Source organism: Sphingobacteriales bacterium (genome assembly GCA_016719635.1).
GTDB lineage: Bacteria > Bacteroidota > Bacteroidia > Chitinophagales > JADIYW01 > JADJSS01.
Genome location: JADJYT010000001.1, coordinates 820,947 through 839,532, shown reverse-complemented (window position 1 = coordinate 839,532; position 18,586 = coordinate 820,947). Strand labels below are relative to the sequence as shown.

The window sequence follows — 18,586 nt, the reverse complement described above, 5'->3', positions numbered from 1 at the left end:
ACAGATTGGATAGTTATTGTTATGAATAAACACATTGCATCATTTTTATTTTTTCTTTTCATTGGATTAAACGCATTTTCTCAAATCTATTCAGTTTCCGGAAGGGTGCTGGATACAAAAGACAATATGCCGCTTATCGGTGTCAATGTCTTATTGATTAATCCGCTGGACTCTGCCCAAAACAAAGGAACCAGCACGGATGCGGGCGGCACTTTCCGATTGGATGAAATCATGAATGGCGAGTATCTGCTGAATATCTCATATATCAGTTATAAAACGGTTGAGAAGAAGATTGCTGTACAAGATGCTCCGATTGAATTGGGAAATCTGATGTTGACGGAAGACAGCAAATTGTTGAAGGAAGTAGTGGTGGAAGCCAAACAAATACGGGTTCAGCAGATGGGGGATACTTCTCAGTTTAATGCGGATGCCTTTAAGGTCAACAAAGATGCGAGCACGGAAGATTTACTGATAAAGATGCCGGGGATGACTTCAGATAATGGTACGGTGAAAGTGAACGGAGAGGAGGTCAGAAAAATATTGGTGGACGGTAAACCTTTTTTCGGAGATGACCCGCGGGCAGCCATTCAGAACCTGCCGGCAGAAATTATCGATAAGATCCAGGTATTCGACCGTATGAGCGATCAGGCTGCATTTACAGGGTTTGACGATGGCAACTCTCAGAAAACCATCAATATCTTAACCAAGAATGGATTATCCGCTTCTAAACTCGGAAAATTCTATGCCGGGTATGGTGGTCCCGGTAACCGGTTTAATATAGGGTTGAATGCGAATGCCTTTAAAGGCGACCGACGTGTATCACTGCTTGCTATGAGTAACAATATCAATCAACAGAATTTTAATATCCAGGATTTAGTCGGTGCAACAGGTTCATCGGGCAACAGAGGCGGGGGAGGCGGAGGCCCCGGCAGAGTGGGAAGAAACAGCCCTGTCAATAACTTTTTAGTTGGGCAGCAAAATGGTATCTCCACCACTACAGCACTTGGATTGAATTACGCGGATAAAATCGGCAAACAAAAGAAAGTGACCATCTCCGGTTCTTACTTTTTCAATGCAACCTTGAATGATAATAACAGCACTAGTACGAGAAATTATATTTCCTCATCCGACAGCGGTCTGGTATATGATGAATCAAAGGAAACAAACAGCAGAAATTTCAACAATCGGCTGAATATGCGTATAGAATATGCCATTGACTCTAACAATATGCTGATAGTAACACCCTCGCTGAGCACACAGAATAATAAATCGACCTCAGTGCTGGATGCTGCCAATACTAAAAATGCGGAGACAGTCAGCAGTACATCAACGAATCAAAACGTGAGGCAAACCGGTATTAATTTTTCGAATGATATCTTATATCAGCACAAGTTCCTGAAGAAAGGCAGAACGATATCCGTTAACCTCACGACTTCAGGGAATACCAGAAAATCAGCTGTAGATTTGTTTACAATGAATACATCCATGCCGGATTCCATTGTCCTTACAGACTCAATAGACCAGAAGGCAGTTGTAAAATCCAACGGGTACACGATTTCAGGCAGCATCGTATACACAGAACCTGTTAAGAAATTCGGACAGTTATCCATTACCTATACACCTTCCTTTACAAAGTCTGCTTCTGTCCGTAATACCAATAATTTGGATACATTGACAGGCGTCTATACGGATTTAGACAGCGTTCTGAGCAATAGTTTCACTAACCGATATATCACGAACAAGCTGGGAATCGCCTATCGCTATAACAATAAAAAAATCAACTGGACGATTGCCGTCAGCGGACAGAATGCCCTGCTGCAAAGTGAACAGACTTTTCCGGCTGTATTTTCCGTAAAGAAAAATTTATGGTCTTTGTTGCCGAATGTGGAATTCAATTATAAATTTTCCAAAACAGATAACCTTCGATTCTTTTATCGAACATCAACGACCCCCCCTTCCATCACTCATCTGCAGGATGTCATAGATAACAGCAACTCCCTGATTCTGTCTACCGGTAACCCTGATTTAAAACAAACCTTTACACAGAACATCGGTCTGCGGGTGGGAAGAACGAATATCGAAAAGGCAACCAATCTTTTTGTATTTGCCAATGCATCCAACACGATTCAGTATATCGCCAATTCTACAACGATATTTCAGCGGGATACGGTATTGAATGATATAACCGCGGCTGCAGGTAGTCAGTTTATCCTGCCGGTGAACTTAAACGGATACTGGAATGCCCGCACGTTCATTACCTATGGCTTTCCGATTACAAAAATCAAATGCAATATGAATATTAACGGAGGGTTTGTTTATACCAGAACGCCGGCATTGATTGATAACGTGCGCAACAATGCAAATACGTATGCATTGAATGCGGGATTTGCGCTCAGCAGCAATATCAGCAGCAAAATTGATTTTACGATTTCGTACAGCGGAAATTATTCCTTTGTGCGCAATTCCCTGCAACGTCAAAACAATTCCAGTTATTTCACACATATCGCTTCCGCAAGAATTAATTACCAGTTCTGGAAGGGGTTTGTGGCCAACACTTCTGTAACCAATAATCTGAATGCAGGAGGTTCTGCTTCCTTTAATACCAGTTACTGGCTGCTGAATGCTTCTTTAGCCTATAAGTTCCTGAAAGATGAAAGCCTGGAATTGAAGTTCAGTGCGAATGATATGCTCAACCAAAACAGAAACATTACCCGGAATGTAACGGAAGTCTATACAGAGGATATCCGTTCCAATGCCCTGCAGCGGTATTTTATGGGAACGATAACCTATACGCTGAAGAAAACCGGAACAGGTGCTAAAGCCGATGGAAATAAGCCTAAAGATTTTATACGGACGCCTCCTGCGGGTGTGATGCCACCGCCACCACCGGGGAATTAGACTTTTTTATTCCAGCACTTTTTCCATCTTCATGCCACGGGAACCTTTTAATAAGATTTCCGCATCGGAAAAATCCTGTTTTCGAAACCAGTTCTGTGCTTCCGATGCAGTTGGAAATTTAAGAACATGGTCAGAGGTTCTTGTGTTGCTGAAATCATTTCCCACTAAAACAATGGTATCCAATTGGAGCTTTTCGCATAAATCGGCAATAAACTGATGTTCTTTTGGTGCTTCTTGTCCCAGTTCAAACATATCACCCAAGATGACAATTTTCTTTTTTACGGAGGATTTGGCAAAGCTCTCCAGGGCGTGTTGCATGCTGGTAGGGTTGGCATTATATGCATCGAGGATTAACTGATAACCCTCCTTTTCTATGACCTGAGACCGCGCATTTGTCGGACTATAATTTTCAATGGCCTGTTTTATCTTCTGATTCTCTATATCAAAATATTTGCCAACGGCAATGGCGCACATGATATTGCTGTAATTGTAGCTGCCAAACAAATGGGAGTTGATTTCTATGTCTTCAAACTGTATTTTCAAAAACGGATTATCTGCCAGTATTTTACTGTTGTAGGTATTCATTTCATTATTTCCGTAGGAAATATACCCGGAAATAGTTCTTTCCTGCAACATGTTTATCAAGGTAATATCATCTCCGTTTACAAATACTTTCCCTTGGTGGCAGTACATATAGTCGTATAACTCTCCCTTTCCTTTACGGATACCCTCCATGCCACCGAAACCCTCGAGGTGGGCTTTCCCGCAGTTGGTGATGATGCCGTGTGTGGGTTCTGCATATTTGCAGTATCGTTCAATCTCTTTCTGATGGTTGGCGCCCATCTCAATCACAGCTATTTCTGTATCAGCCGGCATGGCTAAAAGTGTTAAAGGAATACCAATATGGTTGTTTAAGTTTCCTTTGGTGAAATGAGTCCGATGGGTGGTGGATAAAACGGTCGCCACCAATTCTTTGGTGGTTGTTTTTCCATTGGAGCCGGTAATGGCGATGACAGCCTTGGGGTTTGTTTTTATTCTGTGTAATAAGGCAAGTTGTTGCAGCGTGTCTAAAACATTGGCTACAACAATGCATCGTTCATTTATCGGATATGTTGCTTCGTCAATAATTGCGTAGGATGCTCCTGCTTCCAGTGCCTGAACAGCAAAAAGGTTACCATTGAAATTTTCCCCTTTCAACGCAAAATAAAGCTGCCCTTTCTCTATATTTCGGGAATCCGTTGTAATACCGGTGGATGATTTGCAGAACTCATACAACTGTTGAATATCCATGGGATAAAATTAAAAAAGTCCCGCGAGTATTCGCGGGACTTTTTATGTACAGTTGTGTATCTGTTATTTGTATTTTCTGGCTTTTTTGTTTTTAGCCTGTGTCTTGCTCATTTCGCCGAATCCTTTCCCGCCAAACATATTACCGTCCGGAGAGCCCACACGAACCATTGCACAACGGAAACCGATGTCATCTGTAGCCTGATCTTCATTTAAGAATCTTCTGGTACCCGGTGACATATAGTAGCCTCTGTCTCTCCAGGAACCGCCTTTAAATACCCTTGCTTTATTATTTACCAAAGTAGAAACACCATATTGATATTCCACCTGAGAAGAAGAATCGCCGTCATTATAGTCTAAGGCGAACGCTTTTCTGTAGTTTCGTCTGTTGGTCAGGTCTGCATCATCTTCTCTGACATACTTGATTCTGCCCATTTCATCCAATCCTTCTTCCATAGTAGGCTTGGTGAAGATATTACCTCTGAATGTGTTAAGGTCGTCTCCTTCAGCTTCTGTTAATGGTCGGTAAATATCCAATACCCATTCATTTACGTTACCTGCCATGTTGAATAATCCAAAGTCATTTGGGTAGTTCGCGTGAACATCGGCAGTGATTTCCGCATTGTCATTCAGAGCACCTGCAACACCCATGTAGTCACCCCGGCCTCTCATGAAGTTAGCCATGAAATCACCCTGATTTTTATTGTGCCTTTGGTAACGGAAAGTGGCTCCGTCCCAAGGATATATTCTTCTGTCTGTAACAACCTCTTCACCCGGCATTGGCATATTTCCTCTCAAGCCAAGAGCTGCATATTCCCATTCTGCTTCTGTTGGAAGCCTGTAGTCAGGTAATAGGATACCATCTGTCAGATTTACATTTCTTTTGCCTGATCCGTTAGGATTCAGGTCTTCCTTTTGTTTTTTAGTTGCTCCCTGATACAAACCAACTGAATATGCTTCCGTGTTGAAGTTGTCTTCGTTTTTCTGGTTGGTGTTTAGATCTAAGTAACCTTCTTTAATCAGAATCATCTCGTTTACACGGTCAGTACGCCACACGCAGTATTCATTTGCCTGTAACCAGTTTACACCTACGACAGGGTAGGTATTATATGCAGGGTGCGTAAAATAGTATTTTACATACGGTTCGTTGTAAGCAAGGTTTCTTCTCCAGCACATGGAGTCGGGTTTTGCATTCTTAACGAATTCCGGATGGTCAGTGCCAAAAACACGGTCTAACCAGTATACATACTCTCTGTAATCCAGGTTGGTCACTTCTGTTTCGTCCATATAGAAAGAAGAAACAGTAGTTCTGCGTTGCACATTGTGATTTTCATACATTAAATCTTCTTCGGTGGCACCCATGGCAAAAGTACCGCCTTCCACTAAAACTAAATTAGGTCCTGTGATTTGGTTGGTGTTGGAGGAACGTTCAAATCCTCCCCATTTTTTATCGTTGTAATTCCAACCGGTAGTAGAGGAAGATCCGCTCTTGCTACTGCCATTACAGCTAACTGCCAATACACCAGCAATAATAGCGAGGTGTAAGAAATTTCTCATTCTTTTGTAGGTCATTATTTCGGCTTTTAAAAAAATATTTTCAAAGATAGAGCAAATTAATTAATTCGCAAAATATTTCCGGTAACTTTATCAACGCAAATTTGTTTAAAATATTGTTATTTATCGTAAAATTGCATAAAATGAGTTCTGAGGCGTTTTAGTATGGCCAGACTTGTAACAATTAGTTAATTTTAGCATCCTTATGTCGACTCAATTATACAGGATTTTATTGCTTATTCCACTTATAGGGCACTTTTTTTTATCTGTCGGGGATGACCTGAAAAAATATCGGAGGACAGTTACGTTAAGCTGGCAAAATCAGGAGGAATTTCTTGTGTTTAAGCAAGCTGTTTACCCTCAGAAATTTTCAGGACTCCCTGTTTATGCATCAGTGGTGGAATTGGGTGCAAATAATCAGGCAGATGTTCGTGTAGAAAATCCTGTTTACCAGCCGTATAAAGGCAGCAGCATCACCTTGGTTCAGATGAAAGTAATTCAGAATCAGGAGATTGTTTCATATGAAGTGGGTTCTTACCGGAAAAATAATCTTGCGACCGTTACCGTTTTTCCTTTTAAAAATAACAACGGTCAGGTAGAAGTGCTGACCTCTTTTGATTTGGTCGTAAATCCATCCGGAAATGCATCGAGCAGGTTGTCCGGACTTTCTTCGCAGGTCTATGCCGCCAATTCGATGCTTGGTACGGGCAAATGGTATAAAATTGGTGTACCGAAGGCAGGCGTTTATAAATTGGATTATGATTTTTTAAAGAGTCTCGGTATGTCGGCAGATATTATCAATCCGGGTACCATCCGGATTTTCGGACATCGGGCTGGTATGCTGCCAGAACTGGCGGGAGCGGAGAGAGAGGACGATATAAAGGAAATCCCCATTAAGGTTGTTTCGGCATCGTCAGGCAGCTTTCAGGCTGGTGATTATGTGCTGGCATATCTTCCCGGCCCGGAAAAGTGGACGTATAATGCCGTAAGGCAAACCTTTCTGGCTAAGAAGCACCATTACAGTGACACCAAGAACTTTTTTATAACGGCAGATGCAGGAAGTGGGGCAAGGATAAGTTCGGTGAATCCGTCTGCCTTGCCTGTAAATAAAACAATCACCACGTATGATGCATATGATTTTTTTGAAGAGAATAAAGTAAATGTGGCACAGTCGGGAAAAGAGTTTTTAGGAGATGAGTTTGGCGGTCTGACCGATAAATCTTACAGTTTTAATTTGCCCGATTTAATCAGTGCGCAACCTGCTAAGCTGATTGTGGGTGTTGCTGCAAGTGCATTTTCTCAGGGATCTACGTTTACCATCAGCACCAACAACTCCGCAAATACAAACAGTATTTTTATTCCCAATGTGGCTCAGCCTTATCCCGGCATTTATAATACAGCCACCTGGGTCGAAAGAACATTCCTGCTCAGCAACCTTTCCTCCGATTTTACAGTTAATGTTAACTTTGACAGAAACGGAAATTTTTCAACCAAAGGTTGGTTGGATTATCTTCAGGTAAATGCAGTCTCCAAGTTGAGTTATAACGGACAACCCTTATATTTCAGAAGCGCGGCATCTGTCGGAACGGGAAGTGTTTCCAGGTTTACCATACTAAATATGAATGCCAATGTAGAGGTATGGGATGTAACCAACCCATTTGCGATTCAGAGAGTAAATTATGTACTTGCCGGCAACACCGCGACATTTAACATGGTAACCGATACATTGAAGGAGTTTGTGGCACTGGAAAATTCAACCGCAGTTCCCACGGCATTTGGAAGTATACCGAATCAGGACCTGCATGCACTTCCGCAGCAGGATATGCTGATTGTTACCCGTTCCGCTTTTTTAGCACAAGCTGCTGAACTCGCACAGTTTCACCGGGAGAAGCAAAATTTGAGAGTAACGGTGGCAGACCTCAGTCAGGTGTACAATGAATTTTCCGCAGGTACAAATGATATAACGGCCATACGCAACTTTGTGAAAATGTTTTATGACCGGGCTGCCGGGGATCCTGCTCAAATGCCTAAATATGTATTGCTCTTCGGCGACGGTACCTTTGAAAATAAGAACCTCGGAGATTATTATATGCCGACCTATGAAAGTGATAAAACGTATGAAACACTGGAAACCTATGTGTCAGATGATTATTTTGGGATTTTAGATGATAATGAAGGTGCAAATATTACCAACACGGCTGCGGAAAAAGACGATGTGAGTGTTGGACGGATTCCTGCCGATGATGTATCCAAAGCACAGATTGTTTTGGATAAGATTAAGATGTATTATTCAAGTGCCGCTTTGGGTGATTGGAGAAATCAGGGTACTTTCATAGCAGATGATGAAGATTTTAATATTCATATTGACGATTGTAATTCCATTGCGGATAATTTCGGGACCGCGCAGAAAAAGTCAAACATCGATAAGATATTCCTGGATGCCTTTAAGCAGGAATCTTCGGCAGCAGGGAAAACATACCCCGTCGTAAATGAAACCATCGACCGCAAATTATTTACCGGTACGTTGTTTGTCAATTATGTCGGTCATGGTGCACGGCTTGGGCTTGCGGCGGAAAGGATCTTGAATTTTACCGATATCAACAACTGGGATAATCCCAATAAGCTGACCTTGTTTATTACCGCAACCTGTGAGTTTGCTCCTTATGACAGGCCGGATGAAAATTCGTTGGGTGAACGTGTAATATTCAGGCCGGACGGAGGCGCCATAGGACTGGTCACCACCACCAGAGTTGTTTACTCCAATCGAAACAGGACCATGAATGATAATTTCATGAATCAGATGGCGGTGGCTTATGACAATGAAAATATGACACTCGGCGATATTACCCTGCAGGCTAAAATCAGAACCAATACATTTGACGGCAACCGGAAATTTTCCCTCTTGGGAGATCCCGCACTGCGCCTGGCTTTTCCCAAAAACAATGTTGTCGCAACACTAGTAAACAATACCCCTCTTGCATCCCCGCATGATACACTAAAGGCTTTGTCTAAGATTACCATTGAAGGAGAAGTGAGGGATAAGAGCAATGTGCTCATGAATGAATTTAATGGTATCGCATCTGTAATCATATACGACAAGATTAAAACGGTCAATACCCTGATGAACGATCCGGAAAGTTTTGCCTATCAGTTTCAGCTGCAGAAAAACAGCATCTACAAGGGGAAGTCTAAAGTGACAAATGGTAAGTTTAAATTTACCTTTCTGGTACCGAAAGATATCGACTATAATTTTGGTAACGGAAAAATCAGCCTGTACGCCGGCAGTGATGTAACGGATGCATCCGGCTACTCGACAGATATCATCATCGGCGGCTCCAGCGATTCCTTTCCGGTCGACAACAAGGGACCTGTTGTGGATGTATTTCTGAATGACGATAAATTTGCTTTTGGCGGGATTACCGATGAGAATCCAAAGCTGTTTTCAAAAATCTTTGACGAAAACGGTATCAATACCTCCGGAAACGGGTTGGGGCATGATATCACTGCCATTATTGATAATGATACCAAAAATATCTTTAACCTGAATGATTTCTTTGAAGCAGCAATTGATGATCTGACGAATGGTGAAATAACGTACCCGTTTTCTAAACTTTCAAAAGGCAGACATACCCTTCATGTCAAAGCATGGGATGTGCTGAATAACTCTGGAGAGGGATATACTGAATTCGTGGTGGAGGAAAAAGCAAATCTTGCCTTATCCCATGTGTTAAACTACCCCAACCCTTTTACCACAAATACCAGGTTTATGTTTGAACACAACAAGCCGGGTGCCTCGTTGGATATGAAAATTGAAATATTCTCTGTTTCCGGCAAAATTATTAAGACAATTACTCGAAATATCAACAGTCCGGGCTACAGGGTAGATGATATAAATTGGGATGGAACAGATGATTTCGGCGATAAAATCGGACGTGGAGTATACATATACAGAATCTCTCTAAAGGACGAAACAGGCAAAAAAGTGAGCCAATATCAAAAATTAGTCGTTCTAAATTAGAATTTTTAAAATAATTTTGTCAATTTAACGTTCTCAAACACATGGTACATAATTTTATGAGATATATCTTGAAACCCAACTTCTTGTTTTTTGCTTTTTTTCTGACAGGTATATGTGCTTCCTCAGTAGGTCAAAACTTTACAAAAGGGGGTATTAACACCGTCAATAGTGCTGTTCCATTTCTTAGAATCATACCTGATGCCAGGGGTGGAGGCATGGGTGATGTCGGTATTGCCACATCTGTTGATCCTAACACCTCATTCTATAACGCTTCCAAGCTGGCATTTGCCAAACGTAAACTTGGATTATCCATGTCTTATGCGCCGTGGCTGAGAGCCCTCGGTATCACAGATATCTTTATGACGCATTTTACCATGTACTACAAGGTATCCCCCAATGATGTGGTGCATACATCCCTTAAGTTTTTCAGTTTAGGAGATATTGATTTTACAGATGCTAACGGAAATTCCATCGGGAGCGGTCGACCCCGCGAGTTGTGCTTTGATGCAGGATATTCAAGAAGATTAGGGAAAAGCTTTGCATTAGGCGTAGCCTTCAGGTATATTTATTCAAATTTAGCACAAGGGCAAAGTATTGGCAGTGAGCCTATTAGGGCAGGACACGCATTTGGTGCTGATTTGACCGGTACCTACAGCAAGGACTTTACAGTGGGAAAAAAGAAGATGAAGGCTAATTTCATGACCGGTTTTGCTGTAACGAATATGGGAACAAAGATAGCCTATACTGCAAATGCCAGAGAAAAAGATTTCATCCCTACAAATTTTGGATTAGGGTTTGGATTCCGTTTACAGCCCACCAAACAACATGAATGGGGTATTTATGCAGATTTCAACAAGTTATTGGTACCGACACCAAAAGCTGGAGACAGAGACAGCAACAATATTCTTGACTTCAAGGAACAGTCATCATTTGTGGGGATGTTTAAATCACTGGGGGATGCACCCGGTGGCTTTAAGGAAGAAATGCGTGAGTGGACGATGGGAATCGGGACGGAATATTGGTATGACCATATTTTTGCAGCCCGTGCCGGATATTTTTTAGAAGCAAAAGACAAGGGTAACAGACGATTTGTTTCCATGGGGGTGGGTGTAAAATATAGTGTATTTGGATTGGATTTCTCTTATTTGATACCCACAGGCGGGGCACGAAATCCGCTGGATAATACGTTCAGGTTTACCCTAAAGTTTGACTTCGCCAAGTTAGGTGGCAACAAAGTGGACATTGATGGGGAAGACTTGAATGATGCTACCGATAAGGTGGATAAGTCAACCAGAAAAAGGCTGAAAGCGAAGTAAATAATTATCTCAGGAATGGGTTGTATTTTCTTTCCTCGCCTATTGTGGTACTCGGGCCATGCCCGTTATAAATTTCGGTTAAATCTTCCAGTACCAGCAGACGTGTCTTAATAGATTTTATCAATGTATCATAGTCACCGCCCGGCAAATCGGTACGTCCAATGCTGCCGCTGAACAACACATCCCCGACAACAGCAAAATGTTCTTCTTCTTGATAAAAGCAAATGCTGCCCGGAGAGTGTCCAGGCGTGAATAATACACTAAAGGATGTATCTTTTAATTCTAAAACATCTCCTTCCTTTATAAAGTAACCAGGTTCGCATTTATCCGGAATCTTGGCTCCAAACAGCCGTGCACCTATGGATGCGGACTGCAGGACCGGAATTTCTTTTTCGTGAATGCCAAGTTCCAGCCGGTATTCATCAGAGATGAACTTATTTCCGTAAATGTGATCTAAATGGCAGTGCGTGTTCAGCAGGCGGACCGGTTTTAAGGCATTCTTTTCTATATAGGCTGCCAGTATCTTTTGTTCCTGAAGGGTATAGCATCCCGGATCTATAACCCAGCACTCTTTGCCGGGGCTGGAAAGAATATAGGTGTTTTCCTGAAAGGGGTTGAAACAAAATACGGCAATATCTGTCTTTATTTTTGCGTTATCCATAAGATTTCTTTACTTTGTAAAAATAGAAAGTTATAAGTAAAAAGCGATAAGCTGTTAAATTATATTCTCTGCAATGTCTTTACGATTTACATCTGTTTTAAATAAATTTTTTTTAGGCTTATTCATTTTGCCATTTACTTTAATGGCTCAAACCACACAGGTTCAATTTGGCCAGAACAGGGTGCAATATCATCCGTTCGACTGGCAATTTTACAATTCGGACAATTTTACCATTTATTTTTATCCGGGCGGCCAGGAAATCGGGAAATTTGTCTGGACGACAGCAGAAATGAAACTGAAGGAACTCAACAGGCAAATGGATTTTAACTACCGGTCGCAGATAGATATTCTGGTATATAATGATATCACTGACTTAGCCCAAACCAATATAGGGCTTGGACAGGAGGATTATAACATTGGAGGAACAGCTGTCTTAAGGGATAACAAGCTGTTTCTGCACTATGATGGGAATCATCGCCATTTACAGCGCGATCTGATGAAAGGTTTATCCGAATTATACATCCGTCAGATGATGGCGGGAAGCAGTTTCGGTCAGAAAATTCAGAATGCCATCTTTTTAATCATGCCGGAATGGTATAGAAACGGCTTGTCTTCCTATATGGGAGAGCCATGGAATACAGAATTGGATGCACGTTTGAAACAGTATTTGCTGACCTCCAAAAAGCCGGATTTCAACCGCTTAATCAATTTAGACCCGGAATTTGCAGGACATTCATTCTGGTACATGATTAACCAACTGTTCGGTAAGGATGCAATTCCTAATATCTTATATCTGACCAGGATTAATCACAATATTAATAATGGATTTGTATTTGCCGTCAACAGCCGTTTGGATGACCTGATGAGAGACTGGAAAGTGTTTTATGAAAGCCGTTACGTGATAGATAATAAAGACAGAGACAGTACAGATGCATTGGCAGCGATAAAAATTAAGAAACGCAATAACACGGATATCGGTGATTTGAAAATTTCACCGGATGGAAAATACGCTGCATATGCCGTTTTTGACGGGGGTTTTTATAAAGTTATGCTCGAGGATTTGAAAACCCAAAAGGCAAAAAAAATTGCTAAAGGGGGTTTTCGTTCCGATCAATATCCGTTTAATAAGTCTTATCCGGTACTAACCTGGTCTAAGACGGGACATAAGCTGGCAATTATAAATGAAAAGAGGGATATTATCCGTCTTACACAGATAGATATTGATAAGAACATAAAAACAAAGAATAATATCGTAAAGTTTAAACGCATCTACGGCGCGGATTATACCAACAATCCAAACGTGCTGATTGTATCCGGCCAAAATAAAGGGCAAACGGATTTGTATTTATACAACACACTCAATACCAATGCCACCCAGCTGAACAATGACAATTATGATGATTTAAATCCGGTATATGTAAACTGGAACGGTAATGACGGAGTGTTGTTCTCTTCCAACAGAACAGAAGATAAATTATACCTCAGCCCTGTAGATACCGTATTGCCGACACAAACCCTGGATTTGTTTTACTATGATTTAAATAAAAGAGGTACCGATCTGGCACGGGTGACTGAAACACCATTTGCAAATGAGAAGGGAATTGGCACATTCAACCGGTCATACTACACGTTTTTAAGTGACGAGAATGGTGTTTATAACCAGTATTTAGGTACCCTTGACAGTGTCTATGCCGGAAAGGATTCTGCAGATGTTGAGATGGAGAATGATAATGGTGAACTTATTGCCGTCAAACAGGAAATAGATGTTTACAAATGGAGAGGTATGACTTTCCCGGTTTCCAATTTCTCGAATAGTATATTGAATTCAGGTGTTTCCGGACTAAACACATATTTGTATTTTGGTGCCAAAAAGCGAAAGGCCTATCTCTATACGAAACCGAATGTTCCTGATGAAGCAATGGATGAGAAGAAAAACACAGAATTAAAGAGTACATCCTTCCGTAAATTTTATAAAGAATATTCCGTATCCGAAAATAAATACCCGCCCATCAAAGGCAGCAAAAAATCTGTTCAGCCCGGGGTATTTAATGTGCCTGTTCAGGATGTATCAATGGATAGTTTGCTGGACGCTCCGTTTAAATACACGTTTGAATCTGATTACAATAATACCATCAGCTATACCGTTGTGGAGCTGCCTGCAAGAAAGGATACCGTTCTGACACAGGATACCGTTAAAACAGCGGAAGGGGATGAACCGCCGCCGTTTCTGCAAAACACTCCGGTGGTAAGCCTGCAAAACGTGGAGCGTACTACCGGTAAAAAAATCAGGATATTACCCTACAGGGCTAAATTTACATCTGATTATGTGGTCACACAATTAGATAACAGTATCCTTACCCAGAATTATCAAAGTTTTAAACAGAATTTAGGGTCCTATAATTTTCCGAATTTAAGCGCCATGATTAATTTCGGAGTCAGTGATTTGATGGAAGACCATAAAATTATTGGTGGTTTCAGGATTCCATTTGATTTCAAGGGGTTTGAGGCTTATGTGAAATATATCAATCTTAAAAAACGCATTGATAAATCCATTTTGTATTATCGCCGATCAGACAGGATCTCCTTTTCTGTTTCAGACAGCAGCGGAAATGTATTGCCTTTTTCCTATACCGGTAAAACACGCTCCAATTTTGCCGAAGTGGCATTCAGCTATCCGTTTGATGTAACGAAAAGTCTGCGGTGGTCTGTTTCTTACCGGAATGAACGGTTGGATGTTTCACTGACAGACCAGATAAGTCTGACGTTAAAAGATATAAAAGAAAACTGGATATCGGGAAGACTGGAATTTGTGCATGATAATACCAGGGAAATTCAGTTTAATATTTTAAACGGATACCGGTATAAAGTTTATGCCGAGTATTTTTACAATGCCAACGAGAAGAATTCACACATTGCGAATATCGGTTTTGATATACGTCATTATCAGAAGGTACACAGGAATATTATCTGGGCAAACCGGTTCTCAGGCGCCACTTCTTTTGGGCCAAAGAAAGTACTGTATTTTTTAGGAGGTGTGGATACCTGGCTGAATCCAAGGTATGATTATACCATCCCAATCGCTCAGAATCAAAATTACGGTTTGCAGGCACCGGTCACCAATATGCGCGGATTGCCGCAAAATATTCGAAACGGCAATAACTATTTGTTATGGAATTCTGAACTGCGCATTCCCGTTTTTTCCTTCTTCGCCAGGAAACCTCTGAAATCCGCATTCCTGAGAGATTTTCAGATTCTGGGATTCTTTGATGCAGGGTTAGCCTATAATTTTGCAAATCCTTTTGATAAGAATAACGCACTGAGTACTGAAGTAGTAACTCCTAGGCCGGATAATAACCCAATTGTGGTGACAGTCAACTACTACAGGAATCCGTTTGTATTTGGCACCGGGGTGGGTGTCAGAACCAATATATTGGGCTACTTTCTTCGGTTGGATACCGGCTGGGGGTATGACGGGCTATCATTTAACAAAAAACCTATCTGGCATTTTTCTTTAAGCAAGGATTTTTGAGGAGTCCCATTCAACGGGAGTTATTCGTTATTAAATAGTACCTTTACATTTCATTCTTTGCTGACTTATAATTAAATTTCCATATGCTACTTTCAATGACCGGTTACGGAAAATCAAATGTAAAGCTGGGTGATAAGTCCTATAGCGTGGAAATCAAGTCGCTCAACAGCAAACAACTTGATTTGAATTTCAAGATTGTGGCAGACCTGCGGGAAAAAGAACTGGAGGTACGAAAAGTCATTGCGGAAAAACTTATACGCGGGAAGGTAGAGCTTTATTTTCAGGAAGATAAATCGGGGGGGGCTACTGCAGGGTTGAACTTTAATCTGCTGGAGCAATATTATAATCAGCTGCAGCAGTTTTCTGCTGAAAGGAACATTCCGTTAGGTGAAAATATAATATCCGCTGTACTGCGTTTCCAGGATATCAACAAATCAGAAGGCAGTACCTTGAATGAACAGGATGCCGATGCCTTGCTGCAAGCGGTGATAGAGGCATTGAACGGTGTGATACAATTTCGTACGGATGAAGGCAGTCAGCTGGAGAAGGATTTGATAGAACGTATAAAAGTGATCCAGCAGTACAAGAATGATTTAGCTCTCTATGAGAATGCCAGATTGGAGAAACTCAAGATAAAGCTGAAACAGGATTTGGAGAACTATTTACAGGATGATTCCATTGATAAAAACCGGTTTGAAGAGGAGTTGATCTATTACCTGGAGAAAATGGATATCAATGAGGAAAAAGTGAGGCTGGAGACCCACTGCAATTATTTTCTTCAGGTATTGAGAGAAACTACGATGGAGAAAGGGAAAAAACTGGGATTTATAGCGCAGGAGATGGGAAGGGAAATCAATACGATAGGCTCCAAAGCCAGTGACGCCTCTATGCAGAAGCTGGTCATATTAATGAAAGAGGAGCTTGAAAAGATCAAAGAACAGGTGTTGAATGTGTTGTAACGCTGTAATCACAAATGTCTAAAAAATCTATTGACGAACTACTTACTACTGACTACTTTTTTTATCTTCGCACATGCAAAAAGTCATCATACTGTCTGGGCCTTCCGGCGTTGGTAAAAATACATTAGGTGATTATTTGCTGCAGCAGTTTCCTGAACTTTCTTATTCTGTATCAGCCACTACACGTGATATCCGCAAAGGAGAAATAGATGGCGTGGATTATCATTTTATGAACGCGGAATCATTTGAAGAGAAAATTGAAGAGGATGAACTCCTGGAATGGCAGGAAGTGTATGAAAACACCTATTATGGTACCATGAAATCGGAACTCGACCGTATTAACCGGCAAAACAAATTTCCATTATTGGTGGTAGATGTATTTGGTGCACTGAATGTGATAAAAAATCTGAAATTCAAGCCGCTGGCATTATTTATACAGCCCAAAAGTCTGGAGATACTGAAGGAGCGATTAGAACTGCGCGTACGGATTCTCCGGAAAAAATTAAAAAACGGCTGGAGAAGGCTGAAGTGGAAATGAAAGAATACAAGCAGTTTGATATCACCATCATTAATGACGATTTAAAGAATGCACAACAGCAGACGGAAGCGATCGTACATTATTTCCTGAAGTTCGGGCACTGATGACATACTAAAATTAATACCCCTTTTTCTTCGTTTCTTATTATATTTACTTATGGATTGACAGTTTGTAGGCGATAAAATAGATGGTTACAGCCATAACACATAAGATAAAAGTAAGTGTGGAAACATTCTACCAGTCGGATTATTCATATCCGATGGGACAGCATTTTATGTTTGCGTACAGGATAAAAATTGAAAATAACAGTAGCGCTTCCGTTCAGCTGCTTCGCCGTCATTGGCATATCGTTGATGGCCTTGGACAGCTGCGCGAAGTGGAAGGCGAAGGTGTGGTTGGAGAACAACCTGTTATCCATCCCGGTGAACAGTATGAATACATTTCCGGTTGTGACTTAAAAACAGATATGGGCAAAATGTTCGGTACCTATTTAATGGAAAATAAAGATACCCGAAAATCCTTTCATGTCATCATTCCCGAATTTTACATGGGGAGTCCGATGAAATGGAATTAGCCTTCCATGGATTTTTTCGCAATTTCTGCCATGAAAAATCCGTCACCCTCATATTGGGTTGGAGAAAGCTGCATAGCGTTTATCAATGTAAAACCAGTATTTTCCGTTAAGAAATGCCGGAGCTGTAATTCATTTTCCTCTGGCAGTACACTGCAGGTGGCGTAGATGATTTTACCGTTTTTTCGCAGTTTGTTTTTACAACTTTCCAGTAAGGAGGCTTGGATGAGCTGATACTCCTGGATTTTTTCCGGTGTTATTTTGTATTTTAAATCAGGTTGCCGTTTAAATGTGCCGCTGCCGCTGCAGGGTGCATCAATCAGGATGATATCAAATTCATTCATTTTTTTTGCCTCATTATAATCCGTGATTTCGATATTTTTACACCCCGCCTGTGCTGCCCTGTAGGCCAGTTGTTTTATCCTGGACGGGTTGTAATCTGTCGCAAAAATTTTCCCTTGGTTCTTTAATAAACAGGAAAGTTGAAGCGTTTTTCCGCCTGCACCTGCGCACATATCCAGGATGCGTATGCTTTTCAATCCTGTTGTTTCAGCAATGGCATCCGCTGCAAACCGGCCTATTGCCTGAGAACCAATATCCTGGAATTCAAAGAAGCCCTGTTTGTAAAGCGTATTATTTTTCAGATTGTTCTTTGAAAGTATCTGAATAGTGGTGTATGATTCGTTTGTTGTCAGCGGAAGGCTCGGTATTTGGATGGCAATTTCTTCTTTCTCAAGTAATTTTAATAATTCATCCCTCGTTGTCTTTAATGTGTTTACCCGAATAAAGATTCCCGGCATTTTGTTTAGGGCTGCTGCCAGTTGGTGCCATCGTTCACCGATGCTTTCCGTACAAAAGGTATAAAACGTCTCCGGATAGGATTGATCGATATGCTTTTCCGCAATGGGCTGCTTAATAATCTCTTTTAGCTGGTTTATGTCAGCTTCTGTAACTTCAAATGTATCGATGTTATTTATGTTGTAATTCCTGTTTAATAAACTTATTAGAATCAGGTGTTTGTATTTTGTCAGCTGTTCACTGTAGGTTGCCAGTAAATATTGATACTTCAGCTTCCATCGTACAATGTCATAGGCCGTCTCAGCGATCATGCTTCTGTCTCTGGATCCGAACAGTTTATGTTCTTTCAGGTAAAAATTCACCACCTTGTCGGCCACTTTCTGCTCTTCAAAAATGGCCTTCAGGCAAACTGTTATGGCATCGATAACCGGAGGATGGAATTTTACTGGCTGCATTT

General features: G+C 41.1%; 10 protein-coding genes and 1 pseudogene. 7 read left to right on the top strand and 4 right to left on the bottom strand.

The window, feature by feature from the left end; translation table 11 throughout:
* Nucleotides 1–21: 21 nt before the first annotated feature.
* Nucleotides 22–2,898: a TonB-dependent receptor gene (locus IPM95_03775; protein ID MBK9328434.1), complete on the top strand. Its 2,877-nt coding sequence runs from the start codon at nt 22–24 to the stop codon at nt 2,896–2,898.
* 6 nt (nt 2,899–2,904) lie between these two features.
* Here the strand turns inward: IPM95_03775 and IPM95_03770 are convergent, their stop codons facing one another.
* A complete protein-coding gene (locus tag IPM95_03770) occupies nt 2,905–4,188 on the bottom strand; it encodes a UDP-N-acetylmuramoyl-tripeptide--D-alanyl-D-alanine ligase (GenBank protein ID MBK9328433.1) in 1,284 nt (427 codons plus the stop codon).
* Between the two features lie 63 nt (nt 4,189–4,251).
* Nucleotides 4,252–5,742 (bottom strand): SUMF1/EgtB/PvdO family nonheme iron enzyme, encoded by a 1,491-nt coding sequence (locus tag IPM95_03765; GenBank protein ID MBK9328432.1) that lies wholly within the window; start codon nt 5,740–5,742, stop codon nt 4,252–4,254.
* Nucleotides 5,743–5,944: 202 nt separating this feature from the next.
* On the opposite strand from IPM95_03765, the gene porU reads away from it, so the two are divergent.
* Nucleotides 5,945–9,757 (top strand): type IX secretion system sortase PorU, encoded by a 3,813-nt coding sequence (gene porU / locus IPM95_03760; GenBank protein MBK9328431.1) that lies wholly within the window; start codon nt 5,945–5,947, stop codon nt 9,755–9,757.
* 56 nt (nt 9,758–9,813) lie between these two features.
* Complete coding sequence (porV, locus tag IPM95_03755) at nt 9,814–11,073, top strand: type IX secretion system outer membrane channel protein PorV (GenBank protein MBK9328430.1); 1,260 nt, start codon at nt 9,814–9,816, stop codon at nt 11,071–11,073.
* 4 nt (nt 11,074–11,077) lie between these two features.
* Here porV and IPM95_03750 read toward each other — a convergent pair whose 3' ends face one another.
* Nucleotides 11,078–11,734 (bottom strand): MBL fold metallo-hydrolase, encoded by a 657-nt coding sequence (locus IPM95_03750; protein MBK9328429.1) that lies wholly within the window; start codon nt 11,732–11,734, stop codon nt 11,078–11,080.
* A gap of 73 nt (nt 11,735–11,807) precedes the next feature.
* Between IPM95_03750 and IPM95_03745 the strand changes: the two genes are divergently transcribed.
* The 4 genes and pseudogenes from IPM95_03745 (at nt 11,808) to apaG (ending at nt 17,334) form a co-directional block, all read left to right on the top strand.
* Nucleotides 11,808–15,263 (top strand): hypothetical protein, encoded by a 3,456-nt coding sequence (locus tag IPM95_03745; protein MBK9328428.1) that lies wholly within the window; start codon nt 11,808–11,810, stop codon nt 15,261–15,263.
* A gap of 83 nt (nt 15,264–15,346) precedes the next feature.
* A complete protein-coding gene (locus IPM95_03740; GenBank protein MBK9328427.1) occupies nt 15,347–16,222 on the top strand; it encodes a YicC family protein in 876 nt (291 codons plus the stop codon).
* Nucleotides 16,223–16,295: 73 nt separating this feature from the next.
* Nucleotides 16,296–16,864, top strand: a pseudogene (gene gmk, locus IPM95_03735) (guanylate kinase).
* A gap of 83 nt (nt 16,865–16,947) precedes the next feature.
* The gene (apaG, locus tag IPM95_03730; protein ID MBK9328426.1) at nt 16,948–17,334 is read left to right on the top strand and encodes a Co2+/Mg2+ efflux protein ApaG; all 387 of its coding nucleotides are present in this window, start codon (nt 16,948–16,950) and stop codon (nt 17,332–17,334) included.
* Here the strand turns inward: apaG and IPM95_03725 are convergent.
* Complete coding sequence (locus IPM95_03725; GenBank protein ID MBK9328425.1) at nt 17,331–18,584, bottom strand: RsmB/NOP family class I SAM-dependent RNA methyltransferase; 1,254 nt, start codon at nt 18,582–18,584, stop codon at nt 17,331–17,333. The genes apaG and IPM95_03725 overlap by 4 nt on opposite strands.
* Between the last annotated feature and the right edge of the window lie 2 nt (nt 18,585–18,586).

Excerpts from the sequence above, each read along its gene's own strand:
- IPM95_03750 (MBK9328429.1), bottom strand. The coding sequence starts at position 11,734 with ATGGATAACGCAAAAATAAAGACAGATATTGCCGTATTTTGTTTCAAC.
- IPM95_03745 (MBK9328428.1), top strand. The coding sequence starts at position 11,808 with ATGTCTTTACGATTTACATCTGTTTTAAATAAATTTTTTTTAGGCTTA.
- IPM95_03770 (MBK9328433.1), bottom strand. The coding sequence starts at position 4,188 with ATGGATATTCAACAGTTGTATGAGTTCTGCAAATCATCCACCGGTATT.
- IPM95_03775 (MBK9328434.1), top strand. The coding sequence starts at position 22 with ATGAATAAACACATTGCATCATTTTTATTTTTTCTTTTCATTGGATTA.
- IPM95_03725 (MBK9328425.1), bottom strand. The coding sequence starts at position 18,584 with ATGCAGCCAGTAAAATTCCATCCTCCGGTTATCGATGCCATAACAGTT.
- porU (MBK9328431.1), top strand. The coding sequence starts at position 5,945 with ATGTCGACTCAATTATACAGGATTTTATTGCTTATTCCACTTATAGGG.
- IPM95_03740 (MBK9328427.1), top strand. The coding sequence starts at position 15,347 with ATGCTACTTTCAATGACCGGTTACGGAAAATCAAATGTAAAGCTGGGT.
- IPM95_03765 (MBK9328432.1), bottom strand. The coding sequence starts at position 5,742 with ATGAGAAATTTCTTACACCTCGCTATTATTGCTGGTGTATTGGCAGTT.
- apaG (MBK9328426.1), top strand. The coding sequence starts at position 16,948 with ATGGTTACAGCCATAACACATAAGATAAAAGTAAGTGTGGAAACATTC.
- porV (MBK9328430.1), top strand. The coding sequence starts at position 9,814 with ATGAGATATATCTTGAAACCCAACTTCTTGTTTTTTGCTTTTTTTCTG.